Genomic DNA, 26,098 nt, shown 5'->3' on the forward strand with positions numbered 1-26,098 from the left:
CTAGGGGCGAATTTACTCGGAAAGAAGGCTCTGTAGCAGCTTTTCGTAGCGCTTCCCGGCCACTTCCCAGGTAAATTCCGATTCCACCAGCGATCGCGCGTTTTTTGCCAATTTCTCTCGCAACCCTCGTTGCTCGAATAAGCGACTGATGGCACTGACATATTCGCTGACTTGATTGGCCCGCAAGGCGCGCAAGGGCACGCCTTCGCCATCCACCCTCAACCCTTCCAAACCGCGATCGCTCGCCACCACCGGGGTTCCCGCCGCCATTGCTTCTAGGGTTTTATTCTTAATCCCATATCCGGTTCGCATCGGCACCACGCAAACCGCAGATTTGTGCAGGTACTCGACCACCGAAGGTACCTGCCCGGTGACGGTAACTCCCGGTTGTTTCCCTAATTCTAAAATCTCCGATCCGGGTCTGGCTCCCACTAACATTAAGGTGGCATCGGGATAGCGCAGGCGCACTAAGGGAAATACCTCTAAGGCAAAGAAGCGCACCGCATCGATATTGGGCAAATTATCCATCGCCCCCACAAAGGCAATCTGCTTTCCTCCCGGATCTGAGGGTCGATAGGTAAATCGGCTCAAATCTACCCCGTTGGGAATCACTTTGATTTTACTCTGAGGGGTGAATTCTTGAATCTGTTGCCGATCTTCATCGGTAGTGACGGCTATGGCAGAAAATTTAGCGCAGTAGTCCCGTTCGTACTGTCGCAGGAGGGGCAATTGCAGGCGATCTCGCCACTGTTTTTCTGAGGTTCCGGTCTCCAGTTGCTGGCGACAGGTGGCATACACGGAACTGTGAATATCCACCACGCTGTTCACCTGCGCCTGCCACTCGGGACGCACGTAAATCTCGTTGGCGCTATGCTCGCAGGTGATGACGAATTCTGAAGCCACATCGGTGGTTATCAGGGTTTGCACGTAGCGATCGACCCACTGCTGCATTTCGGGCACGTAATTGTGCAGCACCGAAGGCGGCGTCCCCTCCCGCATGAAGTTACTAAACCGCTTCACTTTCCCCCAGATGCCATCATTCTTCGGGCCGCCAGGACGCGGGAAAATCGCTAACTCCTCTACCCAGGCGCGCAAGGCTTCTACTTCTTCATCGGTAACGTCCTCAGCTCGCTGAGTGACTAAGGTGACGTGATGGCGTTGGGTCAAATATTTCATTAAATTAAATGTCCTGACCTGGGTTCCTCCTCGAGTGGGGGGATAGGGAAAGGTGGAAGAGAGCATTAAAATTTTCATACAAAAAAAAAGACTCGGATAAACTACTACTATAGTAATCACAGTGGAAGTCCGACTTTCCTTTTATATGTGGCTCGCTCCCGAGCGCTCATTTGCATGGAGAGGCAGGGCTACTTCTAACTCAAGGAGCATCCTAAATGCACTCGTTTGGTATTTACACCCTGGCTAATGATGCGGTTTACGACCAGTTGGTGGCATTGCTCAATAGTATTGAGGCTAATGTCAGTTCGGAGATTCCGGTTTGCGTTATTCCTTATGACGATCGCATTGAAAAAGTAAGGCAAGAGCTCAAGGATCGCGATAATGTTACTCTTTATGCGAACCAATCGGCGATCGAACGCTGGGAAGCTTTTGCACGAGAGGTGTGGTTTCACTATCCCAAACAAGCACGAGGCCGCATTACATCCCGTTCTTGGTTGTACCAAGGTCACTCGATTCGAAAAATGTCGGCTTTTGAGGGCGATTTTCAGAAGTTTGTGTTTTATGATGCCGATACTTTGGCCATGAAGCCCCTGGATGATGTGGTTGAAAAACTCGACCGTTATGATTTTGTTTTTGATGACTGGGAACATGCAAAGTCTCGCCCGGTGGCAACTTTAAATTTAAGCGAGATTGAGGCATCGGGCAAGTATGAAGAGGCAGAGGTGCGCGCTAAAATGCACTGCTCTAGCTTTTTCGGTTCCAAGCGGGGAATTTTTGCACCTGATGAACTGGCGGCAATAAAAAAGCGGTTGCTGGAAGAAGGAGAAGTTAGCTGGATTAATTTGTGGTGGAGCGATAACTGCTTATTTAATTATCTGACGTTGGTCTGCGATCGCCCGCTTTTTAATTATACCCTCAGTCCGAAAGGGGAAGAAATTACCGGAAACTGCGCCGACTCCGATCCGTTTGTCAATATTGACAATAAACTTTACAATCAGCAGGGACTCAAGCCCATTTATCGCATTCACTATATGAACTTTTCTGCTAAAGAGTTCGCACGCTTGAGTCAGGGGGAAGCGGTGGATATTCCGCACCGAGATGTATTTTTACACTATCGATTTCTCAAAGAACCAGACCGGAAACCTCAAGAATTGAACCCCCCCGGCATGCTGGAAAAAAGTCGCAGATGGCAAGAAAAAGCCGTGCAAAAAGTTAAAAGGACTCTGCTAGCAATCCAAAGCAGTTTTTAAGCAAAACCTTCAAGCAAGAGGACAAAAGTGATGAGGAGTCTGTTCGGAGAGAGGAAAGCTAGAGTGAGCCGCCCCCTATCGTCGCTTGATTCTTTTTCAGACCTATCTCAACCGGATTGGGGAGGGCTTGCTATTTGCATCAGGAGTGCGTTTTGAGGGGGCGATCGCATACAGCACCGGCAGGAGTAATACTCAATCCGGTTTGTGAAACTCCGTTTCTGTCAGGGCGCAGATGAGAAGCTATGTTCTTGTACCCCCACCTTTCCAGGGGAGGGGACTTTTTTAGACAAGCTCCACCGGATGCCGTATCAGCAGAAAGCTATTTTTGAACCTTTCTCAAATGATTTCCTAATATTTCTAGGTGCTTGAGGCTTAAGTTAATAACATTTGGTAAATGAGCTTGAATTTGAGCTTTAATTTGGTCTCTACATCGCCAAGCTTCATCAAAAGCCTCTATCCATTTTTCTACCGAATCTGTGGTGTTAGCAACCGGGCCAGGATTGTCAAACATTTGCAACATACCATCGACTTTAAACTGATGACGAATGCACAGAAAAGGACATTCAGCTTTGGCTGCAAAGATGGTGGGATGATAGCGATGGCTGATTGCAAATTCAGCCTGTTTGTACAAATACATTTGGGCTTCGGCATTGTAGCCAGAATCCAAAACCTCAATCCAATCCGTTTTTTGCGTAAATTCTGCTATTTTTTTCGTCAGATATTCTTCCAGAGAATCCCCATAAAAATGAGGAATAATCAGCAATTTACACCCGGTTTTATCGATTGCATGCTTCAAGAGGCCACCCATTTTGGGAATATAAGATGACGGGTCGAAAGGAACGACATTGCCATCAACGTCAAAAAACGATGTTTTGTTTAAGACAACAACAATAAATGGTTTTTCTTCAAGTTTTTTCAACACTGCGTTAAATTTATCTAATTCAGTTGGAGCGAGAAATTCTCCTAAACTTGAACTCGGATGAGCAAAAACGAGGTCAGAACCCATAGATTTGTCTATTTGGATGGGCAACTCACTCAAATGCGATAAACTGACCGGTTCTCGAACGGTCCAGAACGCTGCGTTTTTTAAAATGGCCTTGCGAATTATGTTTCTGCGCTGATTCAAAAACGGTCCGGCACTGGTTGCGAGAATTCCAAACGGAACGCGGTTACTATTACAAATGGCTAGCTGTAGTAAACACAGCCACTCAGACTGAGGTTTTAGATCGCCTAAATAGGGTCCAGCCGGGGAACTGATGACAAAATCATGTGCGAAAAACTGTTGAGCTTGTGGTTGTAACGCTGGGGGAAAAAGTAAGCCGATTAATCCGCGCATTTGCCGAATTTTTTTGGGAGTTTTCGGAAAAAGTCGATCCAGCTTTAACCATGGCTTTGTTTCTACATTAGCAAATCTTTTTAGATCGACTCTGTTATTGACATAAACGGTTGTCTGAACGTTCATATCGAGGGATTTCAGATAATGCAAGAGGGAACTCAACATGGCTTCATCACCACGGTTACTACCCCAGGCATTAACAATTCCAATATTTAATGCCTTATTTGCGCCTAAACCTTGAGGTTGGTCAATCATAATACGAACCGTCTAAAAGTGACAATTTTTCTAGAGTGAAAGCTTAAGACTTGTAAATTTCAACGAGTCGGTCATTCAGCTTGGCAATATTATAATCTTCCTGCACCCGCTTCCGCCCCGCTTCACCCATTTCGGGCCACTGTTCTGGATGCTGAATTAAAAATTCTAGTTTTTCCGCTAAGCTGTCTGCATCCCGTTCGGGAACCAAAAATCCAGACCGGCCATTTTCCACCAGTTCGGGAATGCCGCTATGGTAGGTACTCACCACGGGCAACCCCATTGCCATTGCTTCCATTAACGTTCCGGGAATGCCTTCTTTATCTCCATCCTTGCTCGTCACGCTGGGGGCAAGCAGAATATGGGACTCATTCAAAATCTCGATGATTTCTGCTTGCTGTTTCCACCCCAGCAGATCGACTTGCGATTGTAACCCCAGTTGTTCGGTTAACCGCTCGAATCTATTTCTCATCCAGCCATCGCCGACGATAGTATATCGCAAATTCGGATAAGCTTTGGCGAGTTTGGCTGCGGCGCGAATCCCGTATTCAATGCCTTTTTTTTCGGTAAATCGACCAATAGTGACTAGCCGAATTTCGCCGGTTTCACTGGGTTGACGCGGTTGAAAAGAAAAGCGATCGCAGTCAATTCCCGTCCGATGAACGATAATTTTATTTTCATCGCACCCCAGTTCGATCAGCTTATTCTTCCAATGCTCGGTAACCGGAAGAAATAAATCTCCGCGCGGGAATAACCATCGAGAAAAATCATCTTTTAGGTTGGGCAGTTCTTTGGACAGGTCAAACCCGCGAAACGAAGTCACTAATTTTCCCTGTAACAAGCCGATATCTTTGAGAAGCGCACCTTTAATGCCATGCGACCCAAACTGGCAGTGGACGATATCGTAGGGTTTTTTATCGAAAAGATGTAGTGCGGCAAAAGGCAACAGCCATGAGGAGGAGTAGTCTCCATATTTCGTCACATTCAAGGCGCGACCTAACACCACGGGATTTTTATAAAAATTCAGCAGCAGCAAACCCACTCCCTTGATCCAGCGCTTGACTAAATTGGGGGAAAGTCCGGCGCGGTAGTAAGTCCGTTCCAGCAACTTATATTTTTCTACATCCGGATGAATTTTTGCCTCATTTCTCGGATTATCGGCATAAATATCTACCTCATGGCCGCGCTCTATCAAGCCGACAATTTGATTTAAAATAAACGTTTCCGATAAAGCCGGAAAATGCGTTACGATAAAAGCAATTCTCATATTCGGTATGCCCAAAAAATCTGAATAACTTGTTGCCCTAAAAAAACGATATTAGGATTAACTTTTTCCCAACACTTTTTAGTAGATGCATTGTCAATCCTGCCATAAATTGGACGAAAAATATCGCCTTCAACCACAGAAGATGCTAATTAACGGGAGGGGCAAGCGATCGGCACTCACCGCACGGATGAAGGAGTGGTGCTTTTTCAGATCCAACTCGATTCATACGCTATTCTACCACAATCCCCTAGCAAGTCAACTGTATTCGCCGAAGGGGGAGGTAAGCTTGCACAGCGATTCGTTCGGATCGTTCTGCCATTGGAATGCCAGGAGTCGGGAAGCGAAAGCAACAAATCTTTATAATTTTTCCAGCGCTTAGATCCGCGCTATACCAGAGGGTAAAGTAAATCCACCAATGCAAGGCGGCTCTATCCCCCGCAACGGATTCCCAGATTGCTGGGGGGGGTTTGCCGTCTCAGCGCGCCATTTTTCGGGGAGAGAATCGATCGCGTCAGTCCTGTTATGATAAAAACTCGGCGACCCTCGCTCAAACTGTCCAACCCAAGCCATAAGTCTGCTAACATCAGCCCAATCAAAATCAAACCGTATTCTCAATAAGTCATTGGCTGGATATCTTTCAACTAAAAATCAAATGGATTCGTTCTCGGACAAGGAGCCTGGTTAACTGCTCCGGAGCTACCCAATCCCCGAGAAACACTCATTCAATACTTCAGTAAGCCGAGCCAATAATTGGGCAGCGCTATGATGTTATGACTGAAAATAGTCAGGTGGGCAATGCCAACTTGACTACGGCGCGCTCGGCAGTCAAAAGAATTGGCCAGCTTTCTTCCCTTTGTAACGTAATACTTTCTTGCCTGATGCCGAAAATTAGCGTTTGCATTCCCACTTATAACCGCGTCGAACTGCTGCCTTTCGCCATTGAAAGCGTGCTGCAGCAAAAAATCCGCGACGTGGAAATCATTGTTTGCGATGACGGTTCCACGGATGACACTCCGGAGCTGATGGAGAAATTATCCGATCGCCGCCTCCGCTACATTCGCCACCCGCAAAATATCGGGAAAAGCAATAACATGCGATCGGGATTTGAAGCCGCAACTGGCGAGTATTTTATCAAATTTGACGATGACGATCGCCTCACCCCGGATTTCCTCTTGCGAACCAGTGCCATTTTAGACAAAGACCCCACGATTGATTTTGTCGGCACAGACCACTGGATTATCGATAGTCAAAATCAGCGCGATCCGCGCGCCACCGAACTCAATTCTCGTCAGTGGGGACGCGCGGAATTACCTGTGGGCATTGTCACCGATCTCCTCGAAACTGTCTTTATCAAGCAAAGCTTTCAAATCGGCGCAACTTTATTTCGCCGCTCGGTATTGTCAGAAGTGGGATACATGCGTCCCAACCTGCAAAACTGCGAAGATAACGATTTATTCGTTCGCCTCGCCTTAGCGGGCAAAAAAGCCTATTATCTGCCGGAATTGCTGATGGAATATCGCGTGCATTCCGGACAGCAAGGGCTGCATCGCGCTATTCCCTATCTCCAAGACAAAATCAACTATTTAGAAAGCTATCACTTTGAATCTGAATCGTTAGAAAGCGTGCGCCGATCGCGCTTAAGTGAAACCCAATTACTGTTAGGATTGCGCCTGGTAGAAAGCGGCGAAACCCAACAAGGACGGCAACTTATTGTACAGGGAAAATCTGCCTCGCCGGCGAAAGCGTCCATCGGTTTGACCCTCTCTTGGTTGCCCCTCGGATTGAGAAAACAAGCCTTTCACGCTTTACGACAGATGAAGAAAAATTAAGCGCAAGATAGACCCTGCAAACGGGTCTCCCCCCTTGTTAACCCCTCCCTGCCACCCTGAGAAATCCCCGGCATCGTTACCCTGTGGGAACCGAGGATAATCCGGGACAGGTGCCGATCGCCCCGATAGCGATCGCCTCAATTTAAACTAGGATTGAAGGCATTGTCTCCGTTGTTGTCGTTGCCAAAAATGGGTAGGGGGATCGCATGAACGTGCAAGAATTCAAGTTTTTGCTGGAGTTGTTGGGGTTTGCGGAGTATCGCGCCCCCCTGAAACAGATTAAACCCAATCCGAAAACCAAGGCGAGGGAACGCAATGCCATTTGTCGCGCCCTCGCCGATCGCGAATTGGTCGCCTATTGCGAGGAAGTGCTCGAGTTCTCCCTCGCCCCGGCGGGTAAATCCCTGCTGCAATTGGATACCGCGAAGTTGCCAATTGCAGATGAAGAACTGGCCGTGCTGCAAGCTTGTGCCGAGGGGAGGAATCCGCCACCGGAAAATTTGAACGAAGCAAAGCGACAAGAGGTGCTGCGCGCTTTGGTGGAGAAGGGATTAATCCAGGCAGAAAAAACGCAAATCCAAGAAGTTTGGCTGACGCCGCGCGGGGTGGAATACCTGCGCGACGAGTGCAATCCCCGGGGTAGCAACCCGGTGCTAAATTTTAATATGCTGCACAATTACTTGCGCTTTTTGCGTCAGGAATTCAAGCGCGAGACGATCGCCGCAGAAGCGCCAGAAACCCCCGCCGCCGCACAACCCGCCGCCGCCCCCGCGCCCGAATCTTTACCCGAGTCCTCTTTGCAAGATGAGGATATTTTGCGGACGATTGAAGCGTTGGATCGAGAATGGGGAACAGATAACTATTTGCCAATCTTTCACCTGCGGCAAAAGTTACAACCGCCCTTGTCTCGGGAGGAACTCGATCGCGCCCTTTATCGCTTGCAACGCAGCGATCGCATCGAACTGAGTTCCCTGCAAGAAGCGATCGCCTATTCTCCCGAAGAAATTGAAGCGGGAATTCCCCAAGACATCGGCGGTCCGCTATTCTTTATTATTATAACCCACCCCGCAAAATTGAGCCGATAAACTCGATACCCGCCCAACGCTTCCGCCGAAGCAGGGTATTAATTTTTACCCTCAATTTTGACGGTAATTTCGCATTAAAAATACCATCCGGAGGTAAACTCGTGGCCACGCTCGAACGACTGATTCAAAGAGAACCCAACCCATTTGATGCCGAAACCTTTTGGTCCGGTAACTTTTGGCAAGAAAAGCAAAATCCCGCCTTTACCGTAGACTCGATCCATCAAGAAGCGATCGCCGATGTGGAAGACTTGCTGGCGCAACTGTCAGAAGACCATCGGACTCGCACCCTGTTACTGGAAGGAGAAACCGGGTCGGGAAAAACCTACTTATTGGGCAGAATCAAGCGCCAACTGAATGCCAAAGCTTTTTTTGTCTATATCGAACCCTTTACCGCCAGCGAATACATTTGGCGGCATATTCTGCGCTACACCGTAGACAGTTTGCTACAAGTTCCCGAAGGAGAAGAAGAATCCCAGTTAATTCTGTGGTTAAAAGGATTGTCCGAATTCAAACATCGCAGTTTGTGGGATATGCTGCGCGGCGATCGCCAACTTTTCATTAGCAACCTGCGCGATCGCTATCCCACTGGCATTTATAACGCCCACGAATTTTTCGGCGTCCTTTATGACTTGACCAATCCCAAACTCTCCTCCCTCGCCTGCGAGTGGTTGCGTGGAGACGATTTAGATGAAGAAAGTCTCAAACTGTTGCGCGTCCAGCACTCCATCGACACCGAAGATGCCGCGCAAAAAATGCTGGCAAATTTTGGCCGAATTGCCGCAGAAACCCTGCCGATTGTCCTCTGCTTCGACCAATTAGATAACATCGCCCGCACCTCCGAGGGCGCGATCGACCTGCAAAGTTTGTTTAGCGTCAATACGGTAATTCACACCCAAAAGTTAAAAAACTTTTTGGTGATGATTAGCATTATCACCGATACCTGGCGACAAAATGCCTTCCGGGTACAAGCAACCGATAAAGACCGCATCGATGCCTTCATTCAACTGAAGCAAATTAACCTCTATCAAGGGGAAGCACTGTGGGCCAGTCGGTTGTGTTTGCTGCATCGCAAATCTGCCACCCAACCGCCCTCGAATTTGTATCCCCTGGACCGCGAAATCCTCGCCGAAAAGTTCCCCGGGGGGAAAACCCGCCCGCGCAACGTGCTGATGTTGGGCCGACAGTTATTCCAAGAGTGGAAAGTGGCGCAGATGCGCGATACCTTGGAGTATATCGATGTGGAATATCGGGAAGTGACGACCCCGGCGCAGGTGCCAGAAACGGGGAAAGAAGACGGGGTGGCAAGTCTGGAGGCGGCGGAAGTGTCGCACTTCGAGCGCACTTTGGCGGCGTTTAAGTTGGTGTGGTTACACAAGTTCAACCAAACCCAGGAGAGAGTGTCCCGGATTCGTCAGTTTTCCTCGCCGGAGTTGATGGCGATGTTGGCAGAGGTGTTGGAAGCGCTGGAAATGCAGGCGGTTCAACTGCGGTTGTTTGCGGGAAGTCCTACTTATGCCAGTTATTCGTTAACCTATCAGGTGCCCGGTGAGGGGGAAACGATTGGGGTGGCGTGGAGTGAAGATGTGAATTTGACCAAGTTTTGCAATTTTATGAAGCTTTGTCAGGAGGCGATCGCCTCCGGGCAGTGCGATATTTTGCATCTGATTCGCCAAGAAGGGGTGGGGACGCCTAACAATCTCGGGTATAAAATTTACTCGGACATCTACCGGGAGTCTCGCCACCGTCACATCAAACCGGATCTGGAGTCGGTGTGCTATTTAGCCACCTATCACGCTTTGGTGAACGATGCCTATGCGGGGGATTTAATCGTGGGCGATCGCACCCCGGATATCGCCGAATTGCAAACCGCTATCCGCGAGTCGCAAATTCTCCATAGCTGTTTCCTGTTGCAAGAATTGGGCGTGGTTCCGAGTTTGCCGATTAGTGAGGCGACGAAGGAACTGTGGGCACCGGTGGAGGATTTTCTCCTCAATCGCGCGATCGACCAACAATGTATGGCGCGCCAGCGTTTGCTGCAAGAAGCACTCTCTCAATTCTCCCACATCAACGAATCGCAAGTCAACCATTTACTCGAACATCTTTGCGAGACCAATCATCGCATGGCTATTTTAAATCCGGAGGCGGATTTGTCAGACCAATTGGTTTATGCGGTCAATTATCAGGGGAAACGGTAGGATTTCGCCCGCCGTTTTTTGGCTGCTTCATCATTAGTAGGAAAGAGGAATCCGAAATGGCATCTATCGATCGCATTATTCAAGAATCTGTCAATCCCTTCGACTCCACCACCTTTCGACCGGGTAATTTTTGGCAGGAAGAATATCATCCCGCCTTTACCATCGATTCGATACATCAATCGGTGCTTCGCGATATCGAATCTGTGGTCGATCGCGTGGCACAAGACCATCAAACTCGCACGATTTTGCTCTCTGGCGATTCCGGTTCTGGAAAAAGTTACCTGTTAGGCCGCATCAAATGCTTGCTCAATTCTAAGGCGTTTTTTGCCTATATCGAACCTTGGCCCGAAAGCGATTTTATCTGGCGACATACCCTTCGCAATACTGTGGATAGTTTAATGTATGTCCCGGAAGGACAACAAGAATCGCAATTGTTGCTGTGGTTGAAGGGATTGTCGGCATTTCAAGAAACCGGATTGATGAAGCGGGTTCTCGGGGAACGGCAATTGTTCGTTCGCAATTTTAAAACATCTTATCCGGCGGGAATTTATAATGCTAATGAGTTTTTTGGGGTATTGTACGATTTGACCAATCCGAAGTTATATAATTTGGCGGGGGAATGGTTGAAAGGGGATGATTTAGATGCAAAGAGTCTCAAGGCATTGCGGGTGAAGCGATCGATTGATTCGGAAAGTGCGGCGCAGCAGATTTTATCGAATTTTGGTAAAATTGCGGCAGCAACGCAACCGATCGTGCTGTGTTTCGATAATTTGGATAATATCGATCGCGGGTTGGATGGGTTGATTAATTTACAGGCGTTGTTTAATGTGAATTCGATGATTCACAACCAAAAGCTGAAGAATTTTTTGGTGATTGTGAGCGTAATTACCAATACTTGGCAGCAGAATTACAAGCGCATCCAACCGGCAGATTTGGCGCGGATCGATCGCAAAATTCGCTTGAGTGCGATCGGGTGGGATGAGGCGGAGGCGTTGATGGCGGCGCGCCTGTATCCGCTGCATCAACAAGCCAATCCGAAACCGCGATCGCCGATTTATCCCATCCATCGCCATGATTTAGAGGCGAAGTTTCCCGGGGGGAAAACCCTACCTCGGTTTGCGCTGATGTTGGGAAGGCAGATATTTCAGAAGGCAAAGTACGAAGGCGGAAGGCGCGCCGAAGGAGAACCGGTCCGGGAGTCGGGGCGGGAGAGGGAGTCTTCTGCAGTGGATGCGATCGCTGCCTTTCGCTTACTGTGGATGAAAGAGTTTCGCAAAACTGAAAGCAAAATCACCCGCATTCGTCAATTTTCCGCCCCCGAATTGATGCAAATGGTGCGAGAAGCCCTCGAAGCGCTGCAAGTGGGCGGGATTCAGCCAAAATTGCTCCGCAGTCCCACCTATGCCAGCTATTCCCTCAGCTATCACCTCCCCGCCCAACTGGGAAGAATTGGCGTCGTCTGGACCGAAGATCCGAATTTAGTGAGCTTTTATCATATAATGAAAGCCTGCGAAAAAGCCCTGAAAGTTCAGCTCTGTAAAACCCTCTATTTGATTCGCGGCGAACGTCTGGGAACCCGCAAAAACATGGGCAATCGCCTATATTCCCAAATCTTTACCGGTCATCCCCATCGTCACATTTTGCCCGATTTGCTTTCTCTGCATTATTTAGCCACCTATCACCAGTTGGTCAATGCTGCTTGTGCGGGAGAATTGGTGGTGGGAAATCTGACCCCGAATTTGCAGGAATTACAGGAGTTAATTCGCCAGTCGAAGATTTTGCAAGACTGTCCCCTCTTGGAAACCTTAGGCGTTTTTTCTGGCTATACTCGCATTATCGGCGTCTCTACCGGCAACCCCGCCCCGAAAAAATTGGCTAGCACCACCCAACGCAAAACCCCACTCAAAAAGGTGAAAGAGTATTTATTGGCTTTGGTGAAAACTCAGCAAATTATGGGCCGTCAAGTGCTGACTCAAAATGCCTTAGACCAGTTTTCTGATGTGGAAGAATATCAGGTGAGCGAGTTGATTTTTCAGCTTTGCATGGAAAAAAAATTGCTGATTTTAGATGAAAGCGTCCAGGAGGCGGCACAGTTGATTTGCGTGTTAGAAGCATTGGGCAAATAGTCGCTGACTAGGTGGCATTGGGACTGGGAAATTGAAACGGGAGTGCGAGTATCTCGCACTCCATGCAAGTCCGCGTCGGCGGAATTTGCTTGCCTCAGCGCGATTTTAATCCCCCGCTGCATCGCGAATTTCTATTTAAACAAAACCCGCGACCAAGTATCTACAATTGCCAACATTCTCTTGTCACTTAAACCCTTCACCCGAGCCACAACATCACTCAAGGATTCAAACGGCTTTTCATGGCGCGCTTTGACGATGTTTTTAATTATTGTTCCCCCGGTTTTTCCCTTCACGCCAGCCGTTTGCAAGCGAAACGCTAAGTCAGATTCACTTAACTGATTGAAGGCATCTAAAATAGAACCTTGGGGCGGAATCTGACGTTCCACATCTTCAATTTTATCCTCTAGTTGCTGCATAAAGGTGGCTTGTTCTTGTTTGAGGCTATTTAAAGCAGCATCCAATCGGGATTCTAGATTGGTTTGGCGCGATTCCATATTAGTAATGCGCGAATCTACCCCTGGGGTAAATCCGGTGGCGATTTCGCTGCTGGGAGTTTCCCTCAAGACTTGCTTGGGTTCCCCGGCGGCGAGTTGTCGCTGGACAATTTCCTCCTGTTCTGGTTCGATAATAAATGCCCTCACCATCTCGATATCATCGTCGATTTCGCTGGCTTTCACGGCAACATAATACTCAAAATCACCAACAATCACCTCAAAGCTGGAAATTCCCGTTCTTCGCAGAATTAAAGGCTTTAAAATTCCCCCTAATTCTACCATTGCCTTAGCCACTTCTTCCAAGTCTGACTCGGAAAATTGCGACCGGGAGGCGTTGGGTTTGATACTGACAATATCTACTAAGGATGTATTTAAGCTCATTGATTTTTCCCGATTTTGTCCATCACTTCCAAAGCTAGCTTATCAAATTCTTCAGCAGACTGAGAATCTGGCTTGTAATCAAATACCGATTTAGGGTCGGGAATGTCTAAATCTCCCAATTGCACCGTATTTTCCACCGCTCTGGCTAAATCCTCGCGCTCGAAAATTCGAGTTTGCATTAAAGGCAAGTTATAGCGCTCGGTAATCACCGCTTCTCGCCGGGGTAATGTGTATTGCACGAAGCGAGAATTGGTGGATATTTTGCTGGGCAACACTCCCAGAATTTGCACCGACGGTTTCCCCAGCATCGCGCGAAACTCGTCAATATCTTGTACGAAATCCTCGACATTTTTTAGCCCTTCATTGGCGAAGGGTTTTAAATCCGAGGGAATAATCAAGTAATCTGCGGTAATTAACGCAATTCTCGCGTAGAGATTCAGGGAGGGAGGGGTATCAATTATGACGATATCGTAATCCCCCTCAACTTGTTTTAATTTTTCATCCAGGCGAGTTTTGGTTGCTTCTACTTCAACTAACCGCCTTTCTTCCGCCATGATACTAATATGAGAGGGAATCGCATCAACCTCACTGCTGGTAAAATCCGTCCGTTGCGCTACTTCGGAAATGGGATGTTTCGCTCTCGAACTAATGACCTGCAAGATGTTTTTGTGTCTCAGATTGTCATCTTCTTCGTCTACAAATTTGACTAAACCTACAGCAAAAGTGGTATTGGCTTGACTATCCATATCGATAATCAATACTCGCTTGCCTCTTTTGCTGAGGGCGGCGGCTAAATTAATCACGGTGGTGGTTTTGCCGACGCCACCTTTGTTGTGATAAACGGCGATTTTTTTCATCGGACGAGACCTCCTCACTTTTACCGTGCGATCGCGCTTGGGTTGTGCCTGTCTGGGTGGGGCTGCTGGGCGGGCAGATACTGGCTTCGGGGGAGCATTTGCAGGCGGTTCGTCAGCGGTGGTTTGCGGTGGAGATTGCGCCACATCCCAAGCGGTTTGCTGCCGATTTTCCTGCTGACTATCTTTGCCAATTATCGCTTTTATCTGCTCGATTTTGGTTTCAATTTCGCGCCCCCGACATTGAAAAACTAACTCGATTTCTTCTCCGACTCTTTCATAAATGCGGAGTTCTTTACCGTTAGTCAATAGGCCATATTTTACATGCAATTTGGTTAGATAACAGCGAAATTTTCGCAAATGACGATTTAAGTTTTGCTGGGGATGCTTCGCCTCCATTATCACGCTCAGGGGGGAGCTTGCATCTAGAACAAAGGGAATGGCTTGGGTGGCGAAAGCTAAGAAATCTAACCGAATGCTGCTAAATGTGACCTCTTGGTGCCAGGTGTCGGGACTGTACCCTAACCGGGGCAGCAGATAGCTGACAATTAGCTTGCTTTCGACTTCGCTCTCATTGCGACAAAGTTCGGGATTGAAGAACTTCAAGGGTGTTCACCTCTGTAAGAAAGCCGGGGAATGCTTAAACGGTATTATAAACTGTTGTTGGCGATTGGGGATGCAAGTCGCGAATTTTATCTTATCCCCCAAATGAGTAGAGTCGGGTGGGCATGGGGACCGACACAGAACTTGTCATGGAGAAGTCCCGGGGTCAACCCACCCTACAGCTATCCGCGCGCCACGCCAGAGTCCTCGGAGGTCGGATGGGTGACGAGATAGACATGGATAATCCGGTGAAAGGCAGTCAGAAAGCTCACAACTGCCAGAACTGGAATTGCGATCGCGAGGCGGTTCAGAATCAACCCAGTGGCGACCACAATCACCCGAGGGGTTTTCGAGAACCATCCCACTTTGCACTCGATGCCCAACCCTTCCGCCCGGGCGCGGGTATAACTCACCATCAGCGAACCCAGCAGGGCCACCAAACAGAGCAACACCGTCAGGTCATCTTGACGCTGCAGGGATAAAGCCGCAATCCCGATTAAAATAGAAGCTTCGGAAAAGCGATCGAACACCGAATCAAAAAACGCACCAAATTGATTGCGCTGACCGAGAAATTCCGCCACCGTACCATCGATCGCATCTAACGGCATAGCAATCAATCCCATCAGCAAGCCGCCCCACAAAGGATAACCCAAAGCGATCGCTACCGCCGCCACCACATTGAGTAAAAAACTCACCACCGTGATTGCATTGGCAGAAATTCCCACATTGGCCATCACTTTAGCAATCGGATCGACAATAAATTGCGTGCGATCGCGCGCCCAACTTTCCACAATTATGTCCCCCATAACTGCACTTCAATGGTGTTATATTAACGCCGAATTGCCCGGTTTGGCATTTTCCCTTTCCGATCGCCGCGATCCAAAACCGACCCGTCCGGTTTACCCTAGAAATGCAACTAACCTTCGGTTTACCCATTTTATTGCCGATGACTGACACCGATTTAATCGTTTCCCCCCAGTGGCTTTACGAACACCGCCACGATCCCCAACTAGCGATCGCCGACTGTCGCTTTTCCCTTGCCGAACCGGAACAGGGACAAGAGCAATACCGCGACAGCCACATTCCCGGCGCTCATTACCTGCATCTGAACCGGGATCTCTCCGGTCCGGTTCAGAAACACGGGGGACGCCATCCCTTGCCCGATCCGATGGAATTCGCCAAAAAAATGGCCGCCATCGGCATTTCTTCCCCCGAAACCCTGGTAGTGGCTTACGATGACTCCCGCTTTGCCTTTGCGGCGCGCTTGTGGTGGCTGCTGCGCTACCTGGGACACGATCGCATAGTCCTGTTAGATGGCGGATTTCAAGGGTGGAAATCCGCCAGCTATCCCGTCACCGATGAAGTACCCAAACCCACCCCGGGAAGCTTCACGCCGCAGTTGCGATCCGATCGCCTGGTAGACATCGAAACCGTCAGAACCCGCAAAGACCGGCCCGAAGTGGTGTTAGTGGACTCCCGCGACAGCGATCGCTACCGAGGAGAACGCGAACCCATCGACCCGATCGCCGGCCACATTCCCGGGGCGGTAAACTATCCCTGGAAACAGGTCAGCGACGATCGCGGCATAGCAAAATCCTACACCGAACAACAACAGCGGTGGAAAGAACTGGAAAACGCCGAAGAAATTATGGTCTATTGCGGGTCCGGCGTCACCGCCTGCGTCAATCTCCTATCGATGGAAATGGCCGGTATTCCCAACGCCAAACTTTACGCGGGCAGTTGGAGTGATTGGTGTTCTTATTTAATCGAGGGTTAAATTGGTCACTTTGACCTTTCGATGTCACAATAATTTTGAAAACGGCTGGAGAGAAAACATACAAGATGACTATGCATCCTACCCTACAGCGTGACTTTGCCGAAGGGCGTGCCCTGAAAATTATCACTGGTTTAACCAACTTTGAGCGCGATCGCGTCGCCATCACCGTCAAAGCAGCCGAACGAGGCGGTGCAACCTTTGTGGATATTGCCGCCGATCCGAAGTTGGTCAAACTGGCAAAAGACTTGACAAATTTGCCCGTTTGTGTATCTGCCGTAGAACCGGAAAAATTCCTCCCCTGCGTGGAAGCCGGTGCGGATTTAATTGAAATTGGGAATTTTGACGCTTTTTACGCGATGGGCCGTCGGTTTGAAGCAGCAGAAGTGCTGCAACTGACCCGGGAAACGCGATCGCTGCTGCCCGACATCACCCTTTCCGTCACCGTTCCCCACATTCTCGAATTAGACGAACAAGTGCAACTCGCCGAGGAATTGGTGAAAGCCGGTGCGGATATCATCCAAACCGAAGGAGGCACCAGCAGCACCCCGGTTCACCCCGGAACCCTGGGCTTGATCGAAAAAGCAACCCCCACCTTAGCCGCCGCCTACGAGATTTCTCGGGCGGTAGACCTGCCGGTCCTGTGCGCCTCTGGCATTTCCAGCGTCACCGCCCCGATGGCGATCGCTGCCGGTGCTGCAGGGGTAGGTGTGGGTTCTGCCATCAACCGCCTGGATAGCGAAATTGCCGCGATCGCTGGAGTTCGCAGCTTAGTCGAAGCCCTCACCACCGTGCGTCGTTCTCCCGTTCGCACCTAGAACCAGTTTCCCTCTAGGAGACAGAAACTCGCGTTTCTGCCTCTCATTCAGGCGTTACGCACCAACCTCACCGGTAGGGTGGGCCATGAGTTGCCCACCCTACAGCCTATTGCGCCTTCGCTTCCAAACTCTCCAACCGACTGATGAGTTCTTGATTTTGCTTTTTCAGCTTTTCCAACTCATCGCGCAACTGTTTTACCGCTTTATCCGAGCCAATTTTCTTCTCAACTTTCCCCACCGCTTCTTCCGCGATGCGACGCACTCGTCCATCAGGCGTTTGGTCCGCCAGGGTTTGCAGAATCGCGATCGCATTGGGGGTTTCCATTTGTCCCAACGCGCCCACAACCGCCACTTGAGTCAAGAAAAACGTTTCTCCAGACAATTGCGATAACCGTTCCAGAATGCGTTCTAAATTCGGCTGGGTTTGACCGGTGGAAACCGCCCCGAGAGCGCGAATTGCAGCTAAGCGCAAGGCTTGCGGCGTACCCGGTGCAGTATATTCCAGGATAATTTCTAAGGCATCTTCCGAGGTTTTCAGTTGGCTCAAACCGCCGATCGCACCACTGCGGACCACCTCATTCCATCCCGCCCGTTCTTTCAGCACTTTTTTCAGCAACTTAATCGCGCTGCTTTCTTTCGGCTTTTCATCCAAAGACGCCGCCGCAATCGAGGCGATCGCCCGCGCTGCTGTCGCTTCTACCGTATAACTGGCATCCCCCTCTTCCACAAACGGTTTAATCGCCTTATAACTCTCGGCGGTTTTGATACTTCCCAACGCCTGAATCGTTGCCGCCCGAACTCGCGCATCGTCATCTTTTAACCCTTTCGCCAGGGCGGCAAAAGTTTGGTCTAATTTGATTTTGGCCAATTGTTTGGCCACTTCCACGCGCACTCCCCAGAAGGAATCTTTTTTCAGCGCTTTCCCCAGCACATTCACCGCTTCTAAACCGCCTTTTTTCGCCAACGCTTCAGCGGCATAAATCCGCGAAACCGGATCCGGGTCGTGTTTTAACTGCGCCTTCAGTTCCGCCATTCCATACTCTAATTTTACCGTTTTTAAGTGGTGATTCCCCACATCAAAACTGATAAAATCCGGTTTCTCTGGCAACGAGAAATAGAAGCTTTGTTCCCGTTCGCGCACGCGCACGGTGAAGGATTTTATCTCGGCAGTTTCTTTTTTGCTGTCCGGTTTATAGCCAAAGCCAATCGGAATTTTCAGGTCGAATAACTCTTTTTCGTTGGCATTTTCTCCCGTGGTTTTTACGTGAGATTGCGTGACCGTGACCTTCGCCAGCTTGTTCTCGCTATCCCAGGCATAGGCAACTTTGTAATCCGGATGTCCGCCGCGATATACGTACTGGTCGAACAGGAACATTAAATTGCGCCCGGTGGCTTTTTCAATCGCGCGCAGCAGGTCTACGGTTTCCACCGTTTGATGGGCGTTATCGTTCACAAAGGTATGAATGGCTTTGTAAAATAACTCGTCGCCCAATTCGGCGCGAATCATATGATAAACGCAAGCGCCTTTTTCATAAAGGTGGCGATCGTACAGTTCGATCGCTTCGCGGTAAACATGCGTCACCATCGGACGGCGATAGCGGGTTTTGTCTTCGTTGAGATAGCTGCGCGCTTCTTTGAGCAAGTAATAGGCGGCGTCATCGGCACCATATTCGCTTTCGGTCCACAGCACTTCTGAATAAGAAGCCATCCCTTCTTTAATCCAAGCGTGAGACCAATGTTTGATCACCAATAAATCGCCAAACCATTGGTGTGCCAGTTCGTGAGCCACCAAACTTTCCGTGCGTTGGTTATCGAGACTAGCCCGTTCGTCGAGCAAGCAGCGATCGGTGAGTAACGTAGTGGAAGTATTTTCCATCCCGCCAAAGATAAAATCTTCCACGCAAACTTGCGCGTATTTGGGATAGGGATAGGGATAGCCAAACGCTTTGCTGAAAAATTCGATTTTGCGCGGGGTTTTGCCCATGCTGCGACGGGCATCTTCTTCGCGACCTTTTTCTACGTAATATACCACCGGTTTGCCGTTCCATTCATCGCGAATTTCGGCAAAATCACCCACCGCTAAGGTCATCAAATAGGTGGGGTGAACTTGTTTTTGCAACCAGTGATAAATTTTGCTGTTACTTTTTTCTTCAGTGGAGATTAATTCGCCATTGGAAATAGCAACATAGGGTTTGGGAACCCGGACGCGAATTTCCGAGGTTGCCAGTTGTCCGGGATAGTCAAAGCAGGGAAACCAGAAGCGGGAGTCTTCATCTTCACCTTGGGTCCAGACTTGCACCGATTTGTGGGGATAATGTTTGTCTGGGGCGATAAAGTAAATGCCGCGTTGGGGCTTTTCTACCCTGTAGGCGATCGCCAAAGTGATGGGGCTATCGGCTTCCGTGGGGGTTTCCAGAATGATGGTGAGCGATTCCCCATCGTACTCGAATTCCTGGGCGGTGTCGCCGACTTTGACGGTTTCGATATTCAGGTTCACCGCATCCAGGGTGAGGCGATCGATACCGCTTCTAACCGGCATCAGTCGGATGCTACAGGTGCCTTGATAGCTTTGGTTGGGGATGTCCAGGTTCAGGTCGAGGAAAATATGCTCCACCTGTCCCGGGCGATCGGGGTTGTAATGGGGTCTTGCCCCGGGTAATTCAAAGGTTTTCTGTCCGTTTTCTGTATCGAAATAAGAGTATTTGTTCGACATGATGATAAGAATTGGCAATGAGACTGAACGTGCCAGCATCAGCACTGATGGCGTTATGCTTTCCAGGGTAGCGCTTCGCGAGGCAGACGACCAAGTTTAGCGTAGGGGAAAAGTTTTTGCATGAACGAGGGACAATTGGCAATGATTCACCCACCGAGTTCCACACCCGCCCGGATGAAACCCCCGGGAGTGTTGGGGATTGATGGTGGCGGGACGAAAACCGTTTGCGTGGTGATGGATGCATCCGGGGCGGTGTGGGGACGAGGGGAGGCGGGACCTTCTAATTATCAAACAATTGGGATTGAGGCCGCAACTGGGGCGATCGCGGAGGCGATCGCCCGCGCTACGGCGTCAGTTCCGGGTCTGGCGATCGCCGGGATTGGTGTGGGATTGGCGGGGGTGGGTCGCCCGCAAGATGTGGCCACCGCCCGCGCGTTGGTGGAAACTTTACCGCAACGGGAGGGGTTGTCGGTGAATTGGCAATTGCATCCCCAGGGTATTCTGGTGACTCACGACTGCGCGATCGCTTTAGTGGGGGGAACCGGGCACACTGAAGGAGTGGTGACGATCGCCGGAACCGGTTCGATCGCCTATGGGTGCAACCGCGCCGGAACTACCCAACGCGCCGGCGGATGGGGATATCTATTGGGGGACGAAGGTAGCGGGTACGATATTGCCCTGCAGGGGTTGCGCGCCGCCGTGCGATCGCATGACGGGCGATCGCCCGTCACGATGTTAACTCGCGGTTTTATGGACCGCCTGCAGTTGAATGCCCCGGAAGACCTGATCGAGGCAATCTATCGGCGTGGGTGGGGGGTAAAGCAGATTGCCAGTTTAGCCCCGGTTGTGGATGAAGCGGCGACGGCGGGAGATGCAGTGGCGAATCAAATTATGGACCATGCGGCGGCGGAGTTAGGATTAATAACGCAAACTGTGGCGCAAGGGTTATTTGCGATCGCCGATCGGTTTGAGGTGGTGACGATGGGCGGTGTCTGGCGCAGTGTGGACAACATGCGCGATCGCTTTGTCCGGGCGATCGTCTCTCGCTTTCCCCGCGCCCAGGTCATCTGGCCCCGCCACCACCCCGCCGAAGGTGCGGCGTTATTAGTCCGCCGTCAAATCGGCATCTGCTGATATTCCCACCCCAATTATTTCTACCTGAAAACCGGAGAATTCACTTCCGGGAAGGAATTTGATGATGCTGTGCTGCCATCGGGAAAGAGATAGGGCGATCGGGCACTTTTGTCAATGGCAACCGATTCGGTGGTGAGCAGATATCACAGGCGGATAGTTTCGAGAGGTTATCTTTATTAATTGCCCGTCACTCATCTCGGTTGCAATCACAATATTGCTCTTGCAGGGGAATTGGCGGCGCTGAGTTCTGTACGGCAAGAAATTGTTGCCACAGGCGAGGCATTCTACACTCATGCATCACAGGAACAACCATGTCAGAAACGGAAATTTTTACCCCACAATTGACTGGGGATGGGTCGTTTACCTTTTTTTCGGCGGAATTTGGCGAGGCGTTTCATTCCCATTTTGGCGCGCGACAGGAGGCCCGGGAAAAGTTTGCAGTTCCCACTCAATTAGCAGAAAAAGCCTCGCATCCCATCCTGCGGATAGTTGACATTTGCTATGGATTGGGATATAATACAGCGTCGGCTTTGGAAACTATTTGGGCTGTGAATCCGAAGTGCCGCGTGGAATGGGTGGGATTGGAATTTAATGCAGCAGTGCCGCAAGCTGCGATCGCTCATCATTTATTTGAAAGTTGCCGATCGCCAATTCCGCAGATTCTGGCTCAACTGGCTACCGCACAAGCGGGCGATCGGGTGGCGAACGGGGACAAATTCCAGGGAAAATTGCTCATCGGCGATGCGCGACAAACCATTCAAAAAGTGATTCAATCCAATTTTCTAGCCGATGCAATTTTTCTCGACCCGTTTTCCCCGCCCAATTGTCCGCAACTGTGGACGGTGGAATTTTTACAATTCCTAACGTGCTGTTTGAAACCGACGGGAAGATTGGCAACCTATTCTTGTTCTGCTGCTGTACGAACCGCTTTGATGGCTACAGGTTTACAAATCGGATCGACGCCGCCGGTGGGTCGGCGATCGCCCGGAACCATTGCCAGTTTTACCACGATTGATTTACCGCCACTGTCTCCGCAAGAACGAGAACACCTACACACTCGGGCGGCGATTCCCTATCGCGATCCCCAGTTGTTAGATACTGCTGAAGCAATCCGCCAACGCCGTCAAACCGAACAGGAAGCATCTACCTTGGAACCAACCTCCCGTTGGAAGAAAAGATGGGCGAGTCTGACAAAAAAACCGATCGGGGATCGACCCGAAGTCAAAGGGAGGAGTGAAGAGGGCTAAACCCATTGCGACGCAGTGCGTACGCGGCTTGCTCCAGAAAACCCCGTGGTAAAATCTTAAAAATCTCTGGAGAAAATTTACATTTTGTAACAACTCGGGGGAACCGGGAAATCTCTACCAACGGCGAAGGAAATTTGCGTAAAATAGCGGATTTTAAAACTCAAAGCTCTTGCGGTAATGTCAAAATAGAATTGGTAGCGTCCTTAAAAAACCGATTATGTGAATCGTTCACTCAATCTAGCAGTAGCTTTTACAAATACTCAATCGCAAGGTGTTTGTCCGTGAATTTTATCGATCCAGAACAGTGCAAAATCCTCGTCGTTGACGATCGCAGTGCCAGCCGGATGACGGCGGTGGCCCTTTTGTCGGTGGAAGGGTACGATATTATCGAAGCCGACAGTGGACCGGCGGCGCTTGAAAGCGTCAAGCAAAACAACCCGGATTTGATTTTGCTTGACGTGATGATGCCCGATATGGATGGGTTTGAAGTCTGTCGTCAGCTCAAACAAGCAGAACCGACGCGCCTGATCCCGATCGTTTTTGTGACCGCCTTGAACGATCGGCGATCGCGCATTCGCGGAATTGAAGTCGGCGCAGATGATTTCCTCACCAAACCCTTCGACCACTTAGAACTCACCGCTAGGGTAAAGTCCCTGGTACGGCAAAAGCGGCTCAACGAAGACCTCGACCACGCCGAACAAGCCTTGATTTCCATCGCCCGGACCGTGGAAAGTCGCGACCCGAATACCGGCGACCACTGCGAACGCTTGGTGGCCCGGGGTGAAGCCTTTGGCGAATATCTGGGACTCTCGCGCGCCCAAATTCGCGATTTAATGTGGGGCGGCTATCTGCACGATATCGGGAAAGTGGGCATCCCCGATGCGGTCCTGCTCAAACGGGGGAAACTGACTCCAGAAGAGTGGGAAATCATGCGAGAGCACGTGATTATTGGCGACAAGATTTGCCAACCCCTGCGAACCATGCGCGGGGTGCGTCCGATTATCCGCCATCACCACGAACGGTGGGATGGTAGCGGATATCCCGAGGGGTTGGTCGGGGATGAGATTCCCTTTCTCGCTCAGGTGTTTCAAGCGATTGATATTTACGACGCCCTGACCAGCGAACGTCCTTACAAACCCGCGTTTTCCCCAGAAAAGGCTCTGGAGATTATGGCGGAAGAAACGGAAAGGGGATGGCGCAACCCGAAGTTAATGGAGCGCTTTTGGGAGTTTATCCGCAAAACTGAAATGGGGGATTCTCCTCTGCCTAGGGTGGACAACCGGGTGCTGTCTGCTCGCGATCGCGGCGCGATCGCCCAGGGTTGGTCGATGGCGTCTTCGTAAACCCTTCCCATTTTCCCCTAGGAATGGATCCAATTGTCATCAGGGAGCAGAAAGCGCGATATACTTCGGTGAGAAAGATGGGCTGAGAAAACAATGGTAGCAGTAGCGATTTTAGCCGCAGGACGCGGGACACGCATGAAGTCAGACCTGCCAAAAGTCTTACATCAGTTGGCAGGCCGATCGCTCGTAGAACGGGTACTCGATAGCTTATCGCAAATTCCGCGATCGCGACGTTTGATTATCGTCGGCTATCGAGGCGAACAAGTGCAAACCGCTCTCGAACGATACGACAATCTCGAATTTGTCGAACAAAAAGATCAACTGGGTACGGGTCACGCCATCCAACAACTCCTTCCCCATTTGGAAGGGTTCGAGGGGGATCTGCTCGTCCTGAATGGGGATGTGCCCCTGTTGCGCCCGGAAACCATTCAGATGTTGCTCTCGACCCACAAGGAACAGGGCAATGCCGCAACGATTTTAACCGCCCAAGTGCCGGATCCAAAGGGCTACGGGCGGGTTTTTTGTGACAGCAAACACCAGCTCAAGCAAATCGTTGAAGACCGCGATTGTACGGCGGCACAAAAGCAAAATCGTCGGATTAATGGTGGGGTTTACTGTTTCCATTGGCCGGATTTGGCTAAGGTTTTGCCGTCTTTGAAGTCGGAAAATGACCAGGGAGAATTTTATCTGACCGATGCGGTGAATTATTTGCATCCGGTACGGGTGGTGCAGGTGGAAGATTATCAGGAAATTCTCGGCATTAACGATCGCAAGCAGTTGGCAAAAGCGTATCAAATTTTACAGATGCGGGTTAAGGATGCTTGGATGAGTGCCGGTGTCACCCTGATCGACCCGGATAGCATCACGATTGACGATACGGTGCAGTTGGAATCCGATGCGATCGTGGAACCGCAAACTCACTTGCGCGGCAATACGTTGATTAAATCTGGCAGCCATATCGGTCCGGGTACGACGATTGAAGATAGCGAAATCGGCGAAAATGTGCGGGTGATGTATTCGGTGGTTTCCCACTCTCAGGTGAAGGCGGGCAGTCGAATCGGCCCCTACGCCCACCTGCGCGGCGAGGCTCAAATCGGCGAGTCTTGTCGCATCGGGAATTTTGTAGAGGTCAAGAAAAGCAAAATCGGCGATCGCACCAATGTGGCTCATTTGTCCTACCTGGGCGATACCACCACCGGCGATCGCGTCAATGTGGGCGCGGGCACGATTACCGCCAACTACGATGGGGTACAAAAACATCAAACTCACATCGGCAGCGGTACCAAAACCGGCTCGAATAGCGTGCTGGTCGCTCCCGTCTCTATCGGGGAAAATGTCACCATTGCCGCAGGTTCGACGATAACTAACGACGTACCAGACCATTCCCTGGCGATCGCGCGATCGCGTCAAACCGTCAAACCCGATTGGCAATTGAAACCCAAAGCAGACTAGCGTTTCACCTTGGCGGCAGATCCCCCTCTGCCGCCCCTTTTATCGGTTTTTATATAAAAGCCAAATGCGGGCGATTGAAGGTCGATTGATATCTCGTCAAACGCCAGCGGGCGATTTACACAATTGTGGCCGGAAAAGAACCCCAACAGGGATATCAAATTTTGCTCAGAGAGGAAAGTTCTCCCCTGCTTTCGATGATGCGGCTGCTTCTGCGATCGCCGACTGTGGGGTTCCTGGGCAATACCACCTTGCTAGCGCTTCCGCCAGGGATTCCCCCCACCTTGCGCTCTATTTTCTGCCCGTTTGCCAACCCGATGCGATCGGATAATTTTGCCACTTCCACTGAATTATTTATTGCATTTACAATTTAAAAGTTTCCGATAAACTCTTTTAATTCAATAATTTTTAATACTCAATTACGATAGATGTACAAGATTTTCCTCCGGGGAAAAGCGAGTCTAAATTATTAAGCTTTTTATCAAGGTTGGTGATTGACGAAGGAAATGAGTTTATGATATAGCTGTAGGCGCGATCGCTCTGACTTGGGGTGCCGAAAACGCGCCAGAGCAACCAACCCCTTCCGGAAATGAAATTCCGTTAAATGGAAATTTTCTCCGGGCAGGGAATTTCTGCTATTCTAAGATTCAATCTCCTTCGCTTTGATAAAAATAACCACAGTGTGGGGGCGCTACGCCTAAAACCGGCTTGGGTTTAATCCAGACGGGAAACAGAAAAATCGGTTCTATTCCCCCTCAAACCAGTAGCGAAA

20 protein-coding genes are annotated in these 26,098 nt (G+C 50.0%); 13 read left to right on the forward strand and 7 right to left on the reverse strand.

The window, feature by feature from the left end:
- Window positions 1-12: 12 nt before the first annotated feature.
- The gene (locus LKK83_RS10625) at window positions 13-1,254 is read right to left on the reverse strand and encodes a glycosyltransferase family 4 protein (RefSeq protein WP_324631071.1); all 1,242 of its coding nucleotides are present in this window, start codon (window positions 1,252-1,254) and stop codon (window positions 13-15) included.
- Window positions 1,255-1,391: 137 nt separating this feature from the next.
- Here LKK83_RS10625 and LKK83_RS10630 point away from each other — a divergent pair, with 137 nt between their 5' ends.
- The gene (locus LKK83_RS10630; protein WP_324631072.1) at window positions 1,392-2,426 is read left to right on the forward strand and encodes an Npun_R2821/Npun_R2822 family protein; all 1,035 of its coding nucleotides are present in this window, start codon (window positions 1,392-1,394) and stop codon (window positions 2,424-2,426) included.
- 319 nt (window positions 2,427-2,745) lie between these two features.
- On the opposite strand, the gene LKK83_RS10635 is transcribed toward LKK83_RS10630, so the two are convergent.
- Complete coding sequence (locus LKK83_RS10635) at window positions 2,746-4,017, reverse strand: polysaccharide pyruvyl transferase family protein (RefSeq protein ID WP_324631073.1); 1,272 nt, start codon at window positions 4,015-4,017, stop codon at window positions 2,746-2,748.
- Between the two features lie 43 nt (window positions 4,018-4,060).
- Window positions 4,061-5,281 carry a glycosyltransferase gene (locus LKK83_RS10640; RefSeq protein ID WP_324631074.1) on the reverse strand — a complete coding sequence of 407 codons (1,221 nt, stop codon included), beginning with the start codon at window positions 5,279-5,281 and terminating at the stop codon, window positions 4,061-4,063.
- Between the two features lie 878 nt (window positions 5,282-6,159).
- On the opposite strand from LKK83_RS10640, the gene LKK83_RS10645 reads away from it, so the two are divergent.
- The 4 genes from LKK83_RS10645 (at window position 6,160) to LKK83_RS10660 (ending at window position 12,516) form a co-directional block, all read left to right on the forward strand.
- Entirely contained in the window at window positions 6,160-7,110 is a 951-nt protein-coding gene (locus LKK83_RS10645; RefSeq protein WP_324631125.1) for a glycosyltransferase family 2 protein, read from the forward strand.
- A 206-nt stretch (window positions 7,111-7,316) separates the two neighbouring features.
- Window positions 7,317-8,195, forward strand: a complete 879-nt coding sequence (locus LKK83_RS10650; protein WP_324631075.1) for a hypothetical protein — start codon at window positions 7,317-7,319, stop codon at window positions 8,193-8,195.
- Between the two features lie 101 nt (window positions 8,196-8,296).
- Entirely contained in the window at window positions 8,297-10,390 is a 2,094-nt protein-coding gene (locus LKK83_RS10655; RefSeq protein WP_324631076.1) for a P-loop NTPase fold protein, read from the forward strand.
- 56 nt (window positions 10,391-10,446) lie between these two features.
- Window positions 10,447-12,516, forward strand: coding sequence for an ATP-binding protein (locus tag LKK83_RS10660; protein WP_324631077.1), 2,070 nt, complete (start codon window positions 10,447-10,449; stop codon window positions 12,514-12,516).
- 131 nt (window positions 12,517-12,647) lie between these two features.
- Here the strand turns inward: LKK83_RS10660 and LKK83_RS10665 are convergent, their stop codons facing one another.
- The 3 genes from LKK83_RS10665 to LKK83_RS10675 all read right to left on the reverse strand — a co-directional run bounded on the left by LKK83_RS10665 (window position 12,648) and on the right by LKK83_RS10675 (window position 15,654).
- On the reverse strand, window positions 12,648-13,391 hold the full coding sequence (locus LKK83_RS10665; RefSeq protein WP_324631078.1) for a ParB N-terminal domain-containing protein: 744 nt from the start codon (window positions 13,389-13,391) through the stop codon (window positions 12,648-12,650).
- Entirely contained in the window at window positions 13,388-14,851 is a 1,464-nt protein-coding gene (locus LKK83_RS10670; protein WP_324631079.1) for an AAA family ATPase, read from the reverse strand. Before LKK83_RS10670 ends, LKK83_RS10665 begins: the two co-directional genes overlap by 4 nt.
- Window positions 14,852-15,030: 179 nt before the next feature.
- Complete coding sequence (locus LKK83_RS10675) at window positions 15,031-15,654, reverse strand: CDP-alcohol phosphatidyltransferase family protein (RefSeq protein ID WP_324631080.1); 624 nt, start codon at window positions 15,652-15,654, stop codon at window positions 15,031-15,033.
- Here LKK83_RS10675 and LKK83_RS10680 point away from each other — a divergent pair.
- From LKK83_RS10680 to LKK83_RS10690, 3 genes are all read left to right on the forward strand, one after another.
- On the forward strand, window positions 15,644-15,802 hold the full coding sequence (locus LKK83_RS10680) for a hypothetical protein (RefSeq protein ID WP_324631081.1): 159 nt from the start codon (window positions 15,644-15,646) through the stop codon (window positions 15,800-15,802). The genes LKK83_RS10675 and LKK83_RS10680 overlap by 11 nt on opposite strands.
- On the forward strand, window positions 15,795-16,625 hold the full coding sequence (locus LKK83_RS10685; protein WP_324631082.1) for a sulfurtransferase: 831 nt from the start codon (window positions 15,795-15,797) through the stop codon (window positions 16,623-16,625). Before LKK83_RS10680 ends, LKK83_RS10685 begins: the two co-directional genes overlap by 8 nt.
- A gap of 65 nt (window positions 16,626-16,690) precedes the next feature.
- Window positions 16,691-17,440 carry a DUF561 domain-containing protein gene (locus tag LKK83_RS10690; protein ID WP_324631083.1) on the forward strand — a complete coding sequence of 250 codons (750 nt, stop codon included), beginning with the start codon at window positions 16,691-16,693 and terminating at the stop codon, window positions 17,438-17,440.
- 106 nt (window positions 17,441-17,546) lie between these two features.
- On the opposite strand, the gene LKK83_RS10695 is transcribed toward LKK83_RS10690, so the two are convergent.
- Complete coding sequence (locus LKK83_RS10695) at window positions 17,547-20,153, reverse strand: M1 family metallopeptidase (protein ID WP_324631085.1); 2,607 nt, start codon at window positions 20,151-20,153, stop codon at window positions 17,547-17,549.
- Window positions 20,154-20,273: 120 nt separating this feature from the next.
- Between LKK83_RS10695 and LKK83_RS10700 the strand changes: the two genes are divergently transcribed.
- From LKK83_RS10700 to LKK83_RS10720, 5 genes are all read left to right on the forward strand, one after another.
- Entirely contained in the window at window positions 20,274-21,287 is a 1,014-nt protein-coding gene (locus LKK83_RS10700) for an N-acetylglucosamine kinase (protein WP_324631087.1), read from the forward strand.
- A 311-nt stretch (window positions 21,288-21,598) separates the two neighbouring features.
- Window positions 21,599-22,534 carry a tRNA (5-methylaminomethyl-2-thiouridine)(34)-methyltransferase MnmD gene (locus tag LKK83_RS10705; protein ID WP_324631088.1) on the forward strand — a complete coding sequence of 312 codons (936 nt, stop codon included), beginning with the start codon at window positions 21,599-21,601 and terminating at the stop codon, window positions 22,532-22,534.
- 281 nt (window positions 22,535-22,815) lie between these two features.
- Window positions 22,816-23,877: a two-component system response regulator gene (locus LKK83_RS10710; protein ID WP_324631089.1), complete on the forward strand. Its 1,062-nt coding sequence runs from the start codon at window positions 22,816-22,818 to the stop codon at window positions 23,875-23,877.
- A gap of 93 nt (window positions 23,878-23,970) precedes the next feature.
- Window positions 23,971-25,329, forward strand: a complete 1,359-nt coding sequence (gene glmU, locus LKK83_RS10715; RefSeq protein WP_324631090.1) for a bifunctional UDP-N-acetylglucosamine diphosphorylase/glucosamine-1-phosphate N-acetyltransferase GlmU — start codon at window positions 23,971-23,973, stop codon at window positions 25,327-25,329.
- Window positions 25,330-25,454: 125 nt separating this feature from the next.
- Window positions 25,455-25,700 carry a hypothetical protein gene (locus LKK83_RS10720; RefSeq protein ID WP_324631091.1) on the forward strand — a complete coding sequence of 82 codons (246 nt, stop codon included), beginning with the start codon at window positions 25,455-25,457 and terminating at the stop codon, window positions 25,698-25,700.
- The last annotated feature ends 398 nt before the right edge of the window (window positions 25,701-26,098 follow it).

Source organism: Phormidium sp. CCY1219, from assembly GCF_035615515.1.
Lineage (GTDB): Bacteria > Cyanobacteriota > Cyanobacteriia > Cyanobacteriales > Laspinemataceae > CCY1219.